This window comes from Brevibacterium sp. LE-L, from assembly GCF_050214925.1.
Classification (GTDB): Bacteria; Actinomycetota; Actinomycetes; order Actinomycetales; family Brevibacteriaceae; genus Brevibacterium.
On record NZ_CP189759.1, the window covers coordinates 3,003,327 to 3,020,792 of the forward strand.

A 17,466-nucleotide genomic window follows, 5' to 3' on the forward strand; every position below is an offset into this window, starting at 1 on the left:
GCGTCGGCACTCCGCGGTCGGACGCAGCGCCTGCCACCGGCCGCGCTTCGAAACGAAAAGCCGCCGAAGTACATTGCATAAATGTTCATGTATGCGCAATACTTGCTCATACTGCTCAACTTGGCATCCGATGATCTGGTTCGGCAGGCGAACGTCGGCACCATATCGACGCTCAGACTCTCGGACAGCGGGAACGCTGCGAGAGTCACCCCGGATCGACCCCGGCCCTGGAACGGGACCGGCCTCACCGCGGAGGACACACATGGACCTGCAACTCATCCTGGCACTCGTCGCCGGCATCGTGACGATCGTCGTCATCGTCCTGGCCACCCGACTCGATGCCTTCATCGCCCTACTCGTCGCATCGATCGTCACCGGCATCGTCGCCGGCCAGGATCTGCTCTCACTCGTCGACGCCATCACCACCGGCTTCGGCAACACCCTCGCCAGCATCGGCATCGTCATCGGCCTCGGTGTGGGAATCGGCAAGATCCTCGAGGTCTCCGGCGCCGCCGACTCCCTCGCACGAGCATTCCTCCGCGCCTTCGGCAAGGGACGGGAACCCTGGGCCATGGGCACTGTGGGCTCCCTCGTGTCGATTCCGGTCTTCTGCGACTCCGGCTACGTCATCATGAACCCGCTGGCCCGGTCGATCGCCCGAGTCAAGAGGGGCGGGTACATCACCCTCGCACTGGCGCTGGGCTGCGGAATGACGCTGACGCACCATATGGTGCCGCCGACGCCGGGGCCGCTTGCGGCGACGGGCATCCTCGGTGCCGATATCGGTGCCGTCATCCTCACCGGACTGATCTTCACCGTCGTCCTCCTGCCCGTCGTCGTCATCTACGCCCGCTGGATCGGGCCGAAGCTCGAACCCTTCCTCAACTCCCAGGTCAGGCACGATGTCTACGGACGCGTCGCAGCAGCAGGATCGGCCGGGCCGCACCCGACCGGTGGCAGCGGAGTCGACACCGTCACCGGAGACGATCCCGAGACCACCCCCACCGATGAGACCGCTGCGACTTCGCAGAAGAAGCCCGGAGCCTTCCTCGGGTTCCTCCCTCTCATCGTGCCGCTGCTGCTCATCGTCGCCAACACCGTGTCGACAGCGATCGACAAGAATGCCCAGGGAGAACTCTCCGGAGACGCCTACGAACCCTCAGCGTGGGTCGCACCCCTGGCCTTCCTCGGCAACCCCGTCGTCGCCCTCATCATCGGGCTCGTCCTCGCCGTGTACACGCTGCTGCCCCGGGTGACACCGAAGAACGATGTGCAGAACTGGCTCGCCGAAGGCGCCGCCTCAGCCGGCCTCATCCTGCTCATCACCGGTGCCGGCGGCAGCTTCGGCATGGTGCTCACCGAATCCGGTGTCGGCGACGCCCTGGCCGAGGCGATCGCGTCGATCAGCCTGCCGGCGCTCCTCGTGCCGTTCCTCATCGCCTCGCTCGTCCGAGTGGCGCAGGGCTCGGGCACGGTCGCCATGATCACCGCCGCCTCTGTGTCCGCCCCTCTCGTCGCCCCTCTGGGACTCAGTCCCCTGGTGGCGGTGATGGCGTGCACCGCCGGTTCGATGGTCTTCTCCTACTTCAACGACTCATACTTCTGGGTCGTGACCCGCTTTTCAGGTCTCGACGGAATCAACGCCATCAAGGGCTGGTCGGGCATCACCACCGCCGTCTGGGCAGGTTCCATTCCGCTCCTCTTCGTGCTCGATCTGGTCGTATGAATCAGCAGAACGGGAACAGCGGCCCCGGCCACGCCCAGTCGGGCTCCCGGATCCTCATCATCGCCGACGACCTCACCGGAGGAAACGCCTGCGGTGCGCTCTTCGCCGAGGCGGGTCTGCGCACGATGACCATCACGGGCACCGGCCGGGCCGTCTCCATCACTGCGGCTCTGGATGAGTACGATGCCATCGTCGTCAACGCCAACAGCCGGCATCTGCCGCCGGCCGAAGCGCAGGCGATCACCGAGGAGATCATCCGCGCCGCCGGTGAGGTCGACATTCTCTCGTGTCGAATCGACACGACTCTGCGCGGCAATGTCGGCACCACCGCCGAGGCGGCCCTGCGCACACAATCGGACCTGCAGACCGCACGTCGGTCGCTCGAACCCGAGGCGACGAGCACCGGTGGTCGGGCTGCCGATCGTGTCGTCGGCATGTGCATTCCGGCCTTCCCCTCCTCGGGACGCGTCACCGTCGGCGGCCGGCAGCTCATGCATGGTCGGCTGCTCGAAGACACGGAGCTGCGCCACGACGTCCGCTCCCCCGTGACGACCTCGCTTGTCGCCGACGTCCTCGCGACCGGAACCGACCTCGAATGCCGCACAATCGACCTGTCGACCGTGCTCTCCGGCCGGATAGCGATCCGCTCCGCGCTCCTTGGCGCAATCGCTGCCGGAACCGAGGTGATCATCGTCGATGCTCTCACCACCGAGCACGTCGATCTCATCGGGGACGTCGTCGCCGAACTCACGCGCGAGATCGCGAACAGTCCGGCCGAAGCGACGGCAGGCAGCGCACGGGCGGCGGCCGGGCTGAATGCCGGCGAAGGGCTCCGGTGGGTCGCCATCGACCCGGGTCCGGGCACCCTGGCCCTGGCGCAAGCGCTCCTGCCCGACCGCACCGGCAGCATCCTCTTCGGCGTCTCGGGGTCGGCCACCGAAGTCACCCGCAACCAGCTGGCCGAACTCTCCGAAGACCCTTCCGTCACCGTCATGCGAGCAGTCCTCGACTCCGAGGGTCTGCCCGACGTCGAGGCCACCTGTGCCGCCGTCGGCTCCGTCACCTCGGCGCGTGCGATCATCGTCGCCACCGTCGTCGATGCCACGGACCTGCGCGAACTCAGCGACGAGCAGTCTGAGCTCATTCCGCTGCGGCTGGCCCGCATCGCCTCTGAGGTCATCGACTCGCACGCCGTTGCCGGCCTGTACACCACGGGCGGAGACGTCACCGCTGCGGTGCTGAGCGAACTCGGCGCTGTCGGGATGGAGATCGATGCGGAGATCATCCCCCTGGCCGTCGGCGGGCGCATCGCCGGTGGCTCAGCCGCGGGGCTGCCGATCGTGACGAAGGGCGGGCTCATCGGCGACTCCTCGACTGCCGCGATGTGTCTTGACCACCTGAGCACCGTATCCCGAACCACGCGTCCCTGACCATTGATATCCCGATCCGTCCACAACAACACTGAGGAGTACGACATGACCCCACCAGCACTCGCCGTCACGGTAGGCGACCCGGTCGGAATCGGACCGGAGATCACCGCCCAGGTCCTCGCCGAATTCGCCGGCCGCGACGATCAGCATGGAATCGCCGTCGCCGATCTGTCGGTGATGAAGCGCGCCGTCGAGGTGCTCGGCCTCGATGTGGAGCTGCGCGCCATCTCCGACTGGTCCACTCCATCCGCCGGAGAAGGAGTCATCGACGTCTTCGACATCGGAGTCCTCGGCGATGACCTGCCCGATTGGGGCGTCGTCGATGCCCGTGCCGGTCGGGCCGCGGTCACCGCCATCGAGCTCGCGACCGAAGCGGCGATGGCCCAGCAGATCGCCGGCATCGTCACCGGCCCCATCAACAAGGAGGCCGTGTGGGAGTCCGGGTCGAAGCACCTCGGGCACACGGAGATGCTCGGCGAGCTCACGGGAGTGACGAAGCAGGACACGATGTTCGTCGTCGAGAACACGAAGGTTCCCGACCACAAGCTGCAGATCTTCTTCGCCACCCGTCACATGTCGCTGCGCAAGGCCCTCGACGCGCTTACCGTCGACACCCAGGTCGATTCGATCGAACGCGCCCACCGGGCCCTCCAGCTCTACGGAGTCCCTTCGCCGAGGCTGGCCGTCGCCGCTCTCAACCCGCACGGTGGTGAGAACGGGGCCTTCGGGGATGAAGAGATCGAGATCCTGCGCCCCGCCGTCGAGAAGGTCAACAGCGCCGGAGCCTTCGAAGTCGCCGGACCGGTTCCTGCCGATTCCGTCTTCCACCAAGGACTGACCGGACGGTACGACGGCATCCTCTCCCAATACCACGATCAGGGCCATATCGCGTCGAAGACCTGGGACTTCGACGGGACGATCTCGGTCACCGTGGGGCTGCCGATCCTGCGCACCTCGGTCGATCACGGCACTGCCTTCGACATCGCCGGGCAGGGGCTCGCCGATGCGGGAACCATGCGCTCGGCCTACCGGGCTGCCATCGGCTACGCGCCCTTCGTCGACGGCATCCGAGCGGAGTACCTGCCGAGCTGAGGAGTGCATCATGGCGATTCGCACAGGCACGCAGAAGAGGCGCGAGGAGATCCTCGCTCTGCTCAAGACCGGCTCGTGGACGATCTCCCGTCTGGCGCGAGAGCTCGACACCTCTGAGTCGACGATCCGCAGGGACCTGCGCGACATGGACGACGCCGGGGATGTCATCCGCACCATCGGCGGTGCCACCGCCGCCGGTTACGTCGAGCCACCGCTGGGCCAGCGCATGGAGCTCCAGGCCGAGGCCAAAGACGCGATCGCCACATGGGCTCTGGCCCGGTTGAGCGATCCGAGTGTGCGCACCATCTTCCTCGACGCCGGGTCGACCACGGTGCGTCTGGCCGAGCGCATCCGCAGTCGGGGCGATCTCACCGTGGTCACCCGCGGTTTGGAGATCGCTCTGGCGCTGGCCGTGCCGATGGGCCCGAAGGTGATCATGGTCGGCGGCGAGGTCTCGACCAAGTCGCATGGAACGACGGGGGCGCTGAGCGATCATGCCCTCGGCAGGATCCACGTCGATATCGCCTTCCTCGGCGCTGATGCCGTCGATCCTGCCAAGGGGCTCGGCGAACCCACGCTCGACGAAGCTCATACCAAAGAGCTCATCGCCGAACACGCCCGCAGCGTCATCGTGCTTGCCGACAGCTCCAAGGCCGACCGCGATGTGCCGGCCTGGGCACCCATGCCCGAAGGCTGGGTCTGGATCGATGAGGACGGACCGCGCACTGTGCCATGACGGCTGTCAGCCGAGCTCGAACGCGGTGCCACCCAAAAGGAATGGTGCGGCTGAGCTCCTCGGCGGCAGTCGAGAGGCAGCCGCGCAGCCGCGTCAACCTGTGAAGGACATGGTCAGTCGCCGCGAATTGAGGAAGAAAGCACCAAGACCGGCGCCGATGAGCGAAGCACCGATCGTGACGACCCAGGACAGGTGCCAGCCCCCGGCCGCCGCGGCGATCGAGGTGAGCACGACCGGTCCGATGAAGTTCGCCGCGTTGTAGACCTGGATCATCAGCCCCATCACCGCAGAGGCGGATCCGTCTGCCGGCGCCGCATCCACGGCGATCCGGGTGACGGTCGCCGGGATCAGCGCGGCGACTCCGGAGAACACCACGGCCGCCGCCAGCTGGATCCAGACTCCCCCGGACACAGCTGACCAGTCCGGAGCGAAGATGACCACAGTGGTGATGACCATGCTGGTCATACCCGTCATCACCATCGCGCGAGGTCTCACGCCGCGATTGAGCATCTGTCCGGCGATCACATTGCCCACACCATTCACTCCGCCGACGACGGCCGTGGCCAGGCCGACGACGAGGCCGCTGTGCCCACCGACGATGTCCGGCAGGAATCCGATGATCGCACCCCACTGCAGCGTGTAGCAGGCGAAGATCAGGGACATGATCCACGGCATCAGCGTCTTCAGGGTGTGTCCGATCTTCGACAGCGCCGGCCCGAGATCAACCGAATGCGTCGAATCGCCGGGCACCGTCCGCAGACTGATGGGGATCATCGCCGCGGTGAGCACCCCCATGACCATCCACCAGAACTGCCAGTTCACCCAGCCCATGCCATCGAGGAGAACTGTGGAGACGAGCACGGCGAGGAACACGGCGATGCCCTGGAACGCCGACCACCATCCCATCGCCACCGAGGCCCGGTCCTGACTCGTGTTCTGACGGATCAGTGGTGGTGCGACGAGGGTGACGAGCAGGAATCCGATGCCTTCGAAGCCGCGAGTGGTCATCAGCTGCCAGGTCTGCTGCGAGAGGGCACCGACGAGTGAGCCGAGCGAGAGCATGGACAGCCCCACGAGCATCGTCGTGCGCAGACCGATGCGTTCGGAGAGGATGGAGCCGCTCAGTCCCAAGACCATCGCTCCGACCTGGACGATCCCCAGCAAGGTCCCGGATTGGACCAGGCTCATCCCGAGATCCTGGCGGATGAAAGTCAACGCGCCGGGCAGCTTCCACACATGCATCGCCGCGACGACGCCGCATGCCACGATCGCGATCCAGGTCCGGTCGTTGCCGGGCACTGGCGAAACGGCATCGGTCCGGTGAGGAAGAGTGGGCATGGGGAATACCCTACTCGGCTCGGTTCTGCTCCTTGGCGTGGTCCTGCTCTTTGGCCATCTGCCTGACATAGATCGGCGCGGCGAGCAGCGACGGCAGCATGACGAAGGCCACCGGGACGGCCGTGATGACGATCGCCGACTGCAGGGCGTCGACCCCGCCGTCGCCGAGGCTGATGAGCACTGCGGCGGTGATGCCGATGAGCAGCGCCCAGGTCGCCCGCAGCTTCGGAGACGGCTCACCAGTCCGCATGCACGACTGCGACATGGCAAACGACATGGAGTCCGTGGTCGTCGCCACGAACGTCATCGTCAGAAGGAGGAATCCGAGGCTGATGAGCAACGACAGCGGCAGGTTGTCGCTGATGGCCATCACTGCGGCGGGCAGTCCTCCGTCCGTCAACGGTCCGGAGATCGACCCGGCGGACTGCTGCTCGAGGAAGATGCCGGTTCCTCCGAGGACTGTGAACCAGAAGGTCGTCGCGATCGGAGGCAGAACAGTGGTGCTGATGAGCAGGTCCCTCACGGTGCGCCCCTTGGAGATGCGGGCGACGAAGATCGACATCAGCGGCGCATAGCCGAGGAACCAGCCGAAGAAGAACACCGTCCAGCCCGAAAGCCACTCGGTGTCACCGCGATAGAGCGTCATGCTGAAGAAGTCGGTCATGTACAGAGCGAAACCGCCGAAGAAGCTCTTGATGACGAACCAGGCCGAGCCGAGCACAAGGACTGCGGCCATGAGACCCAGAGCCATCCAGACGTTGGCGCTTGACAGGAATCTGATTCCTCGGCTGACACCGGAAAAGACGCTGACCCCGGCAACGGCCGTGAGCACAGCGATGACGACCAGCTGCACCGGGTAGATATCGGGAATGCCGAACAGGGAGTTCAGTCCGTAGGAGACCTGCAGGCCGAGGAAGCCCACGGGACCGATCGTTCCGGCAGCCACGGAGATGATGCAGACGACGTCGACGACGGCGGCGATGGGTCCGGTGGCGGCACGCTTGCCGAGGACGGGGTAGAGCAGGCTGCGCGGGCGCAGCGGCATGCCCTTCTCTGCGGCACGCATCATCACGATCGTTCCCAGTGAGCCGAGGATCGCCCAGGCGAGGAACCCCCAGTCGATGAAGCTCGTGGCCAGTGCGGCGGCCACGGCGTCGAAACCGCTGCTGCCGCTGTCGGTGAAGTACGGCGGGGTCGTCGCGTAATGGTACATCGGTTCGGCCGCCGCCCAGAAGACTCCTCCGGCAGCGAGCAGGGTCGTCATGATCATGGCGATCCAGCTGAAGCGATTGAAATCCGGCCGTTCCTGACTGCCCAGCCTCGCCTTGGCCCAGGGGGTGAAGATGAGGACGAGAGCGATGAGGAATGTCGCCAGCAGAAGGAACTGCCAGTACATGCCGAAGATGTCCGCGCACGCAGCGAATGCGGTGCCGACCCACGATGACATCTGCTCGGGGAGGATGAGTGCGAAGACGACGAAGAGCCCGATGATGCCGACGCTGGCGCCAGCCACGGGAAGGTCGATGCGTCCGCGCGTCCTCACCTCGGGAGCCGCACCGTCCTCGACCGCGGCCGGCGGCGTCTCCTGCTCGACTGATCGCGGCTCTGCTTCGGTCCTGTCCATGTCTCTGCTGCCTTTCGGGCTCCACCGAACCGCTGTTCGAGGTGGGGCCGCACGTTGCCATCGATCGTTCTGCCGGGATTCGCAGCGGCCCAGTCTAGGGCCTGCGTTTCGCATTCGGGCAACGAAGGCGCCGTGATGTGTCCCTCACTCCGGCGTTTTCAGACGACTGTCAGGACGAGCTTGCCTGCCGTGCGATTGGTCTGCAGCTCCTCGTGCGCCCTGGCCGCTTCTTCCAAGGGGAACGTGCCGGCGATCGAGGCACGCAGCTGACCGGTTTCAACGAGATCGGCGATCGCCGTCATTCCTGCATGGTCGGCTTCGACGAGGATGTTCTCGATGCGCATTTCCTGCGCTGCGGCCTGCTCGGACATGCCCTCCAACGGGATCGGAATGGTCGAGACGAGGATTCCGCCTCTTCTCATCGTCTGCAGCGAACGCGGCTGGTACTCCCCACCGATCGTGTCGAGGACGATATCGATGTCCTGCGCTGCCTCGGCGAAGTCGACCTCGTGATAGTCGATCACCTCATCCGCGCCCAGATCACGGACGAAGCCGTGCTTCGGTGCGCTCGCAGTTCCGATCACATAGGCGCCCCGGGCCTTCGCGATCTGCACAGCCAGATGGCCGACTCCTCCCGCAGCGGCATGGATGAGGACTCGGTCGCCTTCTGCCATCTCGGCGGTGTCGACGAGAGCCTGCCACGCAGTCAGAGCCGCAAGGGGGATCGCCCCGGCCTGCACATGGTCGATGCCCTCCGGCTTCGGGACGAAGGCACGGGTCGGGGCGAGGACGAATTCGGCATGGGCCCCCACACCGAAGGGATACGGCAGCATGCCGAAGACTTCGTCGCCGGGCTTGAACAGGGTGACTCCGATGCCCACGGCCTCGACGACACCGGAGACGTCCCAGCCGAGGACGAACGGCGGTGCTGGGAGGAAGGCACGGTGGCCTCGGTGCTTCCAGTCCGTGGGGTTCATACCAGCGGCGTGGACGCGGACGAGGATCTGGGATGGGCCCGGCTTCGGGACGGGCAGCTCGACCTCATGGAGGACTTCGGGGCCTCCGAGCTCGTCCTGGCTGATGGCCCGCATCGTGGCCCTGTCAGAGATGACTGATGTATCCGCGTTCGTTTCCGTCATGGCCCCATCTTCCCGCGTCTTTCGGGCGAGCGCCAGGGGGCGTCGACCGGTTCGAAATCGCTGCGCGGGCGAAGGTTCCGTCCGAGCGCCGGGGAGATCCGATGTCGATGCGAAGCACCAAAGCGCGAACACTACTCCGTACTTCGCTCAGCACGAAGTCAGCCATGAAAGAGACTTTGTGTCAAGAGAATTCAGATAACGATAACTGAAGAGTTTCCTGGGAAACCCCGTGGGGGCGCCGATTCCCCGTCGGCAGAGTATTTCCCCAGGTCAGACGCTCACATTCCTCGGAGGTCGACGTAGACACGCCGCCGGCTTGACAGACCCGGCACGTTGAAAGGCCCCGTCGATGCTCGTAGCGTTCGTAATCGCTTCTCTCTTGAGGGCCACCTCGATGATGGCCCTGCACGATCGGAGGATCTTGTGAGTAACCCCAACACACATCCTGACGCCCAGGCCCCTGCCGAGGCAGACCTCAAGACGGTGCGCAAAGCCGTCGGCGCCTCAGCGCTGGGCAACGCCACCGAATGGTTCGACTACGGCCTCTACGCCGTATCCATCGTCTACATCACCGAGCACTTCTTTCCCGGCAGCCACGGCCAACTTCTGGCGCTGCTGACCTTCGCCGTCTCCTTCATCTTCCGCCCCCTCGGCGGCATCGTCTGGGGACCGATGGGCGACCGACTCGGTCGCAAGCGCGTCCTGGCCCTGACGATCCTGCTCATGGCCGGATCGACCTTCTGCATCGCACTGCTGCCCAGCTTCGCGACGATCGGCGTCGCTGCACCGATCATCCTCGTGCTGCTGCGCGTCATCCAGGGCTTCTCCTCGGGAGGCGAGTACGGCGGAGCCGCGACTTTCATGGCCGAATACGCACCTGACAAGCGCCGCGGCTTCTTCGGCAGCTTCCTCGAATTCGGCACTCTGGCCGGAATGGCCGCCGGTTCGCTCTTCGTCCTGCTCCTGCAGCTGGGCCTCAGCGAAGAATCCATGATGGCTTGGGGTTGGAGGATCCCGTTCGTCTTCGCCGGTGTCCTCGGCGTCGTCGGGCTCTACATGCGTTCGCAGCTCGATGAGTCCCCCGTCTACGAGGAACTCGACAACGCCGAACAGGGCAAGTCGGTCAAGGAAGTCTTCCGCATTCTGTTCACCGACCACTGGAAGCAGCTGCTCATCCTCGGCGGAATGGTCGTCGCGGTCAACGTCGTGAACTACACGCTGCTGTCCTATATGCCTGCCTATCTCCAGGGGCCCGTCGGCATGGGATCGAATGCCTCGCTGACCGTGATGTTCTTGGCTCAGGCGTTCATGATGATTCTCATTCCCTTCGGCGGAATGCTCTCCGATAAGGTCGGGCGCAAGCCCGTCTGGTACTTCTCCCTCATCGGACTCTTCGTCGCAGCGATCCCGATGTTCATGCTCATGGCCAACGGCTTCGTCTGGGCCCTCGTCGGCCTGGCGGTCCTCGGACTCCTCTACATTCCGCAGATCTCGACGATCTCGGCGACGTTCCCGGCGATGTTCCCCGGTCCCGTGCGCTTCGCGGGCTTCGCGATCTCCTACAACGTCTCGACCGCACTGTTCGGCGGCACCGCGCCATCGGCGGCCGAGGCGCTCATCGGCGCCACGGGCAACACACTCATACCGGCCTACTTCGTCATGGGCGCCTGCCTCATCGGCTTCATCGCGGCGCTGTTCATGAAGGAGACCAAGGGCGCTTCACTGCGCGGATGCGGTCTGCCCGAAGAGGGCGCCGACATCGTCTTCGATGAGCCTGTGCTCTCCGGAGCGAAGTGATCGACGCGTCGACCTGACGAATCGCCTACGCCCGACCCGACCGACGGCGCTGCAGCGGAAATCTTCGCCTGCAGCGCCGTCGGTCATCTGAGTCCAAGGGGCCGGAGTGGTCTCGGTCCGCTGCCTATCGGGACCAGTTCGTCGCCGAAGAAGCCCCGGTCAGACGTCCACGGCTCAATCCCCGGCGACTTCGAGGATGACCTTGCCGCGGACAGAGCGTTCGTCGAGTTCCCTGAGCGCAGAGGCGGCGCCCGTCAGCGGGTAGGTCGCATGCCTGAGCGGGTTGAGGCGTCCGGCCGCCAGGTGCTCCCCCACAGCCTCCCACTGCTCGTGGATATAGGTCGGGCTGCCCCAGGTCGCCGCACCCCAGGCGACGCCGTCGACGGAGATGTTCTTGAGCAGCAGTCGGTTGACCTTGATCGAGGGGATCTCCCCAGCCGTGAAGCCGAGGACGAGCAGGCGTCCGAACGGGGCGAGTACGCGCGTGGAGTCAGTGAAACGATCTCCCCCGACCGGGTCGAAGACGAAATCGACGCCCTTCGGGCGGATCTCCTTCGTCGCATCCTTGAAGCCCTCGGCAAAGACCACATGGCTCACACCGAGTTCACGCACCGCCTCGGCCTTCGCCTCGGTCGAGACGACCGCGATGACGTCGAGCCCCATGGCCAGACCCAGCTGCACTGCCGCCGAGCCGAGACCGCCGGCGGCGCCATGGACGAGCAGGCTCTGACCTGGCTGCGCATTCGCTCGCACCCGCAGCGCGAAGTCGGCGGTGAGCACGTTCATCGGCATGCCGGCCGCATCGGCGAGCGTGACAGCGTCGGGGACCTTCACCGTGGCTTCGTCACCGGCGACGAGGTATTCGGCGAACGTGCCCGACCCCGTGATCGCCGCAACCCGGTCGCCTACGGAATAGCGGGAGTCCGGCCCCACCTCGACGACGACTCCGGAGGCCTCGGATCCGAGCGTGAAGGGCAGGTCGTGCTTGACCTGGTACATGCCGCGAGTCTGCAGCAGCTCAGGGAAGGTCACCCCGGCATACGCAACCTCGATGAGCACCTGTCCCGGTCCCGGGACCGGACGCTCCACCTCGGCGAATTCGACATCGTCGGGACCGGTCAGAGCGGTGACGCGAATGGCTTTCATAGTGTCCTCACTGTTGCTTGGTCACACACGGGGCCACCCCGGCCTCGGTGTCGGTGATCACTTCACCTCTATCACATCGGAGGCAGTGACCGTGATCACTTTCACCGCTTGACTCCCTCGCGTGGTTTGAATACTGTGAACTCAACTGAACGATTGTTCACTCGGGAAGGTCAAGGATGACGCAGGAACCGGCAGGATTCGATGCCCAGCGCATCGGCAGATGGATCGAACGCAGGTTCGGCATCAGCGACTACGACGTCGAAGTGATGTCCGTCGGGCGTTCGAACCTCACGTTCACCATCACCGTCGACGGTCGACCCCGCTGGGTGCTGCGCCGCCCGCCCTTGGGCCACGAGGGCGGCAGCGCACACAACGTCGCCCGCGAGGGCCGGATCATGGCGGCCCTGTCCGACAGTGCCGTCCCGGTGCCGAATGTCCTCGACATCGTCGACGATCCCGAGGTCCTCGACGTGCCGTTCGTCTTCATGGACCACTGCCCCGGTTCCCCGCTCAACACTCCCGCTGACTGGGCGGAGCTGCCGGAGACGAACCGACGCGACTGTGCCTTCGCAATGGTCGACGCACTGGCGGCCATCCACGCTGTCGACATCGACGCGGTCGGCCTGTCCGATCTGCGACGACCCGGCGGACTCATCGAACGACAGCTGCGACGCTGGCTGGGACAGGTCGAGGCGATCGCCATGCGCGAGACCCCAGCCATCCACGAGGTCCACGATGCGCTGCTCGAGGCCATGCCCGATCCGGCCGGGTCCCCGGTGGGAATCGCGCACGGAGACTTCAAACCCAACAACATGATCTTCTCCCCGACCGGCGCGGTCAATGCCGTCGTCGACTGGGAACTCACCGCCATCGGTGAAGTGCTCACCGACCTCGGCTATTTCGTCGCAATGCTCACCGTCCCCGAGGAGTACACGAGCATCTGGGTTCCGCGGGCCTCAGACGGGTTTCCCACCACGGCCGAACTCATCGACCGCTATCAGGAGGTCAGCGGCCACGAAGTCCACGACGTCGGCTACTACTCCGCGTTCGCGATGTGGAAGCTCGCCTGCATTCGCGAAGGCGTCTACACCCGCCTGGCGACGGGGAAGATGGGCGACCTCGACCTCGATCCCGAAGTCGCCGGCGAAGGCGTCGAAGACCTTGCCCGCCAAGCCCTCGAACTCCTGGAGAGATCATGACCTCGCACGTGTCCGGTCAGTCAGTCATCGTCACCGGTGCCGCTGGTGGGATCGGTGCCGCCCTGGCCGCCGAACTCATCGACCGCGGTGCCGCGGTCGTCCTCGCCGATCTCTCCCCCAGCGTCGCTGACACCGCGGCCGCGCTCGGCAGCAGCGCTCACGCGTGGACCGGGGACGTGTCTTCGGTGGCCGGGATCAGCGAGCTCATCGCCTTCGCCGATGACCGCCTCGGCGGGGTCGACGCATACTTCGCCAATGCCGGGATCATCGGTCCGGGGATGCTCGGGGACTCCGATGAGGACTGGGACACGATCATCGATGTGAACTTACGTGCTCACGTCCGTGCCGCCCAGGCCCTGGTTCCCCGCTGGCAGGAAGCCGGTTCGGGGTATTTCGTTGCGACTGCCTCCGCGGCCGGTCTGCTCACGCAGATCGGGTCGGCCGCCTATTCGGTGACCAAGCACGCCTCGGTCGGGTTCGCCGAATGGTTGGCCATGACGTACCGCGAGGACGGAATCCGCGCCTCGGTGATCTGCCCGATGGGCGTGAACACGAACCTCCTCGATGCCGCAGGAACCGACGGGGGTGCAGCACAGAAGGCAGTGACCTCAGCGGGGACTGTGCTCGAAGCCGACGAGGTGGCGACCATCGTCGTCGACGCGGTCGAAGACGAGCAGTTCCTCATCCTCCCCCACCCCGAAGTGCTCGAGATGTACCGGATGAAAAGCAGCGATTACGACCGGTGGCTGCGCGGCATGTCGCGATACCAAGCACGTCTCAACGACCTCTGATCCTCACCGAACCCGACGAACCACAACGAAGCAGAAGGAGCCCACGTGTTGGAAACGACCGAACGGGGACGCGAATATCAGGAACGCCTCACGGCGTTCATGGACGAATTCGTCTACGCAGCCGAACCGATCTACCACGATCAGATGGCCGCCGCGGCCAGTCCGCACACGCAGCCGCAGATCCTCGAGGACCTCAAAGCCGAAGCGAAGAGGCAGGGACTGTGGAACCTGTTCCACCCGCACCCCGAATGGGGCCCGGGGCTAACGAACCTCGAATACGCGCCCCTGGCCGAGATCACCGGTCGCAGCATCGAGATCGCGCCGGAGGCCATCAACTGCAACGCCCCGGATACCGGAAATATGGAGGTCTTCACCCTCTTCGGCACCGATGAGCACAAGGAGAAGTACCTGCGCCCTCTGCTCGAGGGCACGATGGCCTCGGCCTTCGCGATGACCGAACCGGCCGTGGCCAGTTCCGATGCCACGAACGTCGAGATGCGCAAGGACCGCACCGACGAGGGCTTCGTGCTCAACGGCCGCAAGTGGTTCGCCTCCAACGGCATGCACCCGAACTGCCGTGTGCTCATCGTCATGGGCAAGACCGATCCCACCGCCGAGGTGCACCGCCAGCAGTCCATGCTCGTCGTGCCCATCGACGCCCCCGGGGTGAATGTGGTCCGCAACCTTCCCGTCTTCGGCTATGCGGACCGGGAAGGGCATGCCGAGATCGTGTTCGAGGATGTGCTCGTGCCGTTCAAGGACATCCTCAAGGGTGAGGGCGAAGGCTTCGCCATCAGCCAGGCCCGTCTGGGTCCCGGACGCATCCACCACTGCATGCGCGCCATCGGGGCCGCCGAACGCGCACTCGAGCTCATGGTCAAGCGTGCCGAGGAGCGAGTGACCTTCGGTGAGAAGCTCTCGAGCCGGGCGAACATCCAGGACTGGGTCGCCGAGTCCCGGATCGAGATCGATCAGGCCCGACTGCTCACCCTGCATGCCGCGGACATGATGGACAAGTACGGCAACAAGGTCGCGAAGAACGAGATCGCCGAGATCAAGGTCGTCGCCCCCAGCATGGCGCTCAAGGTCATCGACCGGGCCATCCAGGTCCACGGCGGAGGCGGCGTCACCGACGACTTCCCGCTGGCGAGGCTGTGGGCGCACATGCGCACACTGCGTCTGGCCGATGGCCCCGACGAGGTGCACAAGCGGTCGATCGCCCGCAATGAATTCAAGAAGTACCGCGGCTGATTCCACGTCGGCCGCGATACAGTGAAACACCACCGGGCCCGCCTGATGATGTGCGGGCCCGGTTACGCCGAGAAAGGATGTTCAATGACGAACAGTTGGTTCGACTCCCGCCCCTGGCTGACCACCTTGGGAGATGTCGCTCAGGAACCGTATGTGCTCCCGGACTCCACCCCGCTGGCCGACCTGGCAGCGACCGTGGCGGCCCACGGGGATGCCGAGGGCATCAACTACTACGGATTCAGCCTCACCTGGGCCGAATTCGACCAGTGGTCGACCGCCTTCGCCGCTTTCCTCACCGCACACGGCATCGGGCCCGGTGATCGCGTGGGCATCTACGATCAGAATTCTCCCGCCTTCGTGGTCTCGACCTACGGGATCTGGAAGGCTGGCGGCACGGTGGTTCCTCTCAACCCGATGTATCGCGGGGAACTGACACACATCTTCGCCGATTCCGAGATCAAAGGGCTCGTCGTCTCTCAGGCGGCTTACCTTGACAGGGTCAAGGACTACGCAGCGGATCTCCCCCTCGTCGTGCTCAACGACGACCGGAATTTCCAGACCGAAGGGCCGGAAGCGATCTTTGGGATGTTCGCTCAGATGCCGCGTTTCGCAGATCTTCCCGCCGAAGACGGCCGGTTCGAGTTCTCCGCGGTCGTGTCCGACAACCTCGACACCGACTTCACCCCGCACTCCCCCGAACCGTCCGACCTCGGGCTCATCGCCTACACGTCGGGAACGTCCGGAAGGTCGAAGGGCGCTGCGGCAACGCATGCGAACATTTCGAGCAACTCCCGGTACTGCCTGCGCAATACCGACCATGAAGTCGGCGACGGATTCGTCTCCCTCGCCCCGCTGTTCCACATCACCGGCTTCATCTGCCAGTTCCTCGCGGCCGTGGCCGGCGCTGCTCGGTTCAGCCTCAACTACCGGTTCGATCCCGGTTCGCTCATCGACCTGTGTGCTCGAGAGAAGCCGTCGTATATGGCCGGTCCCGCCACGATCTACACGGCGATGCTGGCGCATCCGAACTTCGCAGCGGAGAAGTTCGCATCGTTCAAGTCGCTCATGTCCGGAGGCGCACCGCTGCCGGAGGGGCTGGTGAATAAGTTCGAGGAACGCGCGAAGATCTATGTCGGACAGGGCTACGGTCTGTCCGAGACCTGCGCGCAGGTCGCTACCGTCCCCCACGGCTTCAAGGCGCCGGTCGACCCTGACAGCGGCAACCTCGCCTGTGGCCTCCCCCAGCCCGACGCGATGATCCGCATCCTCGACGACAATGGTGAACCAGTCGGCCCGGATGAGGTCGGCGAAGTCGCGATCTCCGGTCCGCAGGTGGTCTCGAGCTACCTCAACAATCCGCAGGCCACTGCCGAGCAGATCCCGAACGGCGAGCTGCACACCGGTGATGTCGGTTTCATGAACGAGGACGGCTGGCTGTTCATCGTCGACCGGAAGAAGGACATGATCAATGCCTCGGGCTTCAAGGTCTGGCCGCGTGAGGTCGAGGACGTCCTCTACATGCACCCGGCTGTCCAGGAGGCCGCCGTCGTCGGTATTCCCGACGACTACCGCGGAGAGGACGTCGCGGCCTTCGTCACCCTGCAGCCCGGCGCCGAGGCGACCGCGGAGGAGATCATGACGTTCTGCCGCACGAAGCTCGCCTCATACAAGGCTCCGCACCAGGTGAGCTTCATCGATCAGCTGCCGAAGACGAGTTCGGGCAAGATCCTGCGCCGAACCATTCGGGCCGATGCCGTCGAAGCCGCCGAGGCGGCGCGCAAGGCGGCGACGAACTCGAAGTGAGGCTGCGCGGCTGAGCAACCGACGCTTCGGAGGAGAGAGGAAGGGCCGCTCGCCGGATCCCGCTCCAGGAATTCAAGACAACCGGTGCCGGTCAGGGGATGCGGGAAGCGGGGTACCGGTCGGCTTCGCTGATGATCTCTGGGCTCAGGTCCTCGTCGTCGACGATCCCCACCGTTTCCCACCGTCCGTGGACCGGGCACTTCTGGTACCGGTAAGCACCGAGACGGATTGACTTGAACGACACCAAGGGGATCCAACGTGTCCGGTAGTACCCGCCGCCTGAGTAGCGGACGATGACTTCGTCTTTGTAAGTCTTCTCAACCATGGCCTCAGATTCACGCATGGCAGCTGTACAGCTGAGGGGGAAAGCAGGCTGTTTGCCGACGTCAGGCGG

At 65.2% G+C, this 17,466-nt stretch carries 14 protein-coding genes; 9 read left to right on the top strand and 5 right to left on the bottom strand.

The genetic code is table 11. The annotated features are described in order from the left end of the window. Positions 1-262: 262 nt before the first annotated feature. Genes ACQE2J_RS13625 through ACQE2J_RS13640 form a run of 4 tightly spaced genes read left to right on the top strand, consistent with a single transcriptional unit; the run spans position 263 to position 4,984 of the window. Positions 263-1,726: a GntP family permease gene (locus ACQE2J_RS13625; protein ID WP_205683303.1), complete on the top strand. Its 1,464-nt coding sequence runs from the start codon at positions 263-265 to the stop codon at positions 1,724-1,726. Then, positions 1,723-3,156: a four-carbon acid sugar kinase family protein gene (locus ACQE2J_RS13630; RefSeq protein ID WP_135538000.1), complete on the top strand. Its 1,434-nt coding sequence runs from the start codon at positions 1,723-1,725 to the stop codon at positions 3,154-3,156. Before ACQE2J_RS13625 ends, ACQE2J_RS13630 begins: the two co-directional genes overlap by 4 nt. Positions 3,157-3,201: 45 nt before the next feature. Then, positions 3,202-4,248 (top strand): 4-hydroxythreonine-4-phosphate dehydrogenase PdxA, encoded by a 1,047-nt coding sequence (pdxA, locus tag ACQE2J_RS13635; RefSeq protein WP_135537998.1) that lies wholly within the window; start codon positions 3,202-3,204, stop codon positions 4,246-4,248. Positions 4,249-4,258: 10 nt separating this feature from the next. Further along, positions 4,259-4,984: a DeoR/GlpR family DNA-binding transcription regulator gene (locus ACQE2J_RS13640; RefSeq protein WP_135537997.1), complete on the top strand. Its 726-nt coding sequence runs from the start codon at positions 4,259-4,261 to the stop codon at positions 4,982-4,984. A gap of 93 nt (positions 4,985-5,077) precedes the next feature. Here ACQE2J_RS13640 and ACQE2J_RS13645 read toward each other — a convergent pair whose 3' ends face one another. From ACQE2J_RS13645 to ACQE2J_RS13655, 3 genes are all read right to left on the bottom strand, one after another. Further along, entirely contained in the window at positions 5,078-6,322 is a 1,245-nt protein-coding gene (locus ACQE2J_RS13645) for a CynX/NimT family MFS transporter (RefSeq protein WP_135537995.1), read from the bottom strand. Positions 6,323-6,332: 10 nt separating this feature from the next. Next, positions 6,333-7,946, bottom strand: coding sequence for a BCCT family transporter (locus ACQE2J_RS13650; protein WP_135537993.1), 1,614 nt, complete (start codon positions 7,944-7,946; stop codon positions 6,333-6,335). Between the two features lie 158 nt (positions 7,947-8,104). Beyond that, positions 8,105-9,085 (bottom strand): NADP-dependent oxidoreductase, encoded by a 981-nt coding sequence (locus tag ACQE2J_RS13655; RefSeq protein ID WP_205683302.1) that lies wholly within the window; start codon positions 9,083-9,085, stop codon positions 8,105-8,107. Positions 9,086-9,508: 423 nt separating this feature from the next. Here ACQE2J_RS13655 and ACQE2J_RS13660 point away from each other — a divergent pair, with 423 nt between their 5' ends. Continuing rightward, positions 9,509-10,882, top strand: coding sequence for an MFS transporter (locus ACQE2J_RS13660; protein WP_135537991.1), 1,374 nt, complete (start codon positions 9,509-9,511; stop codon positions 10,880-10,882). Positions 10,883-11,056: 174 nt separating this feature from the next. Here ACQE2J_RS13660 and ACQE2J_RS13665 read toward each other — a convergent pair whose 3' ends face one another. Next, on the bottom strand, positions 11,057-12,028 hold the full coding sequence (locus ACQE2J_RS13665; protein ID WP_135537989.1) for an NADPH:quinone oxidoreductase family protein: 972 nt from the start codon (positions 12,026-12,028) through the stop codon (positions 11,057-11,059). 176 nt (positions 12,029-12,204) lie between these two features. On the opposite strand from ACQE2J_RS13665, the gene ACQE2J_RS13670 reads away from it, so the two are divergent. From ACQE2J_RS13670 to ACQE2J_RS13685, 4 genes are all read left to right on the top strand, one after another. After that, positions 12,205-13,227, top strand: a complete 1,023-nt coding sequence (locus ACQE2J_RS13670) for a phosphotransferase family protein (protein WP_135537987.1) — start codon at positions 12,205-12,207, stop codon at positions 13,225-13,227. Continuing rightward, a complete protein-coding gene (locus ACQE2J_RS13675) occupies positions 13,224-14,018 on the top strand; it encodes an SDR family oxidoreductase (RefSeq protein WP_135537985.1) in 795 nt (264 codons plus the stop codon). The genes ACQE2J_RS13670 and ACQE2J_RS13675 overlap by 4 nt, the downstream gene beginning before the upstream one ends. A gap of 45 nt (positions 14,019-14,063) precedes the next feature. Continuing rightward, positions 14,064-15,269 carry an acyl-CoA dehydrogenase family protein gene (locus ACQE2J_RS13680; protein WP_426936480.1) on the top strand — a complete coding sequence of 402 codons (1,206 nt, stop codon included), beginning with the start codon at positions 14,064-14,066 and terminating at the stop codon, positions 15,267-15,269. An 84-nt stretch (positions 15,270-15,353) separates the two neighbouring features. Beyond that, positions 15,354-17,072 (top strand): class I adenylate-forming enzyme family protein, encoded by a 1,719-nt coding sequence (locus tag ACQE2J_RS13685; protein WP_135537981.1) that lies wholly within the window; start codon positions 15,354-15,356, stop codon positions 17,070-17,072. 91 nt (positions 17,073-17,163) lie between these two features. On the opposite strand, the gene ACQE2J_RS13690 is transcribed toward ACQE2J_RS13685, so the two are convergent. Beyond that, positions 17,164-17,397, bottom strand: a complete 234-nt coding sequence (locus ACQE2J_RS13690) for a hypothetical protein (protein ID WP_135537979.1) — start codon at positions 17,395-17,397, stop codon at positions 17,164-17,166. Positions 17,398-17,466 lie beyond the last annotated feature (69 nt).

What these genes read in the sequence shown, in the direction of transcription:
- ACQE2J_RS13640 (WP_135537997.1), top strand. Translation starts at nt 4,259, where the DNA reads ATGGCGATTCGCACAGGCACGCAGAAGAGGCGCGAGGAGATCCTCGCT.
- ACQE2J_RS13685 (WP_135537981.1), top strand. Translation starts at nt 15,354, where the DNA reads ATGACGAACAGTTGGTTCGACTCCCGCCCCTGGCTGACCACCTTGGGA.
- ACQE2J_RS13665 (WP_135537989.1), bottom strand. Translation starts at nt 12,028, where the DNA reads ATGAAAGCCATTCGCGTCACCGCTCTGACCGGTCCCGACGATGTCGAA.
- ACQE2J_RS13630 (WP_135538000.1), top strand. Translation starts at nt 1,723, where the DNA reads ATGAATCAGCAGAACGGGAACAGCGGCCCCGGCCACGCCCAGTCGGGC.
- ACQE2J_RS13690 (WP_135537979.1), bottom strand. Translation starts at nt 17,397, where the DNA reads ATGGTTGAGAAGACTTACAAAGACGAAGTCATCGTCCGCTACTCAGGC.
- pdxA (WP_135537998.1), top strand. Translation starts at nt 3,202, where the DNA reads ATGACCCCACCAGCACTCGCCGTCACGGTAGGCGACCCGGTCGGAATC.
- ACQE2J_RS13675 (WP_135537985.1), top strand. Translation starts at nt 13,224, where the DNA reads ATGACCTCGCACGTGTCCGGTCAGTCAGTCATCGTCACCGGTGCCGCT.
- ACQE2J_RS13650 (WP_135537993.1), bottom strand. Translation starts at nt 7,946, where the DNA reads ATGGACAGGACCGAAGCAGAGCCGCGATCAGTCGAGCAGGAGACGCCG.
- ACQE2J_RS13655 (WP_205683302.1), bottom strand. Translation starts at nt 9,085, where the DNA reads ATGACGGAAACGAACGCGGATACATCAGTCATCTCTGACAGGGCCACG.
- ACQE2J_RS13670 (WP_135537987.1), top strand. Translation starts at nt 12,205, where the DNA reads ATGACGCAGGAACCGGCAGGATTCGATGCCCAGCGCATCGGCAGATGG.
- ACQE2J_RS13625 (WP_205683303.1), top strand. Translation starts at nt 263, where the DNA reads ATGGACCTGCAACTCATCCTGGCACTCGTCGCCGGCATCGTGACGATC.
- ACQE2J_RS13645 (WP_135537995.1), bottom strand. Translation starts at nt 6,322, where the DNA reads ATGCCCACTCTTCCTCACCGGACCGATGCCGTTTCGCCAGTGCCCGGC.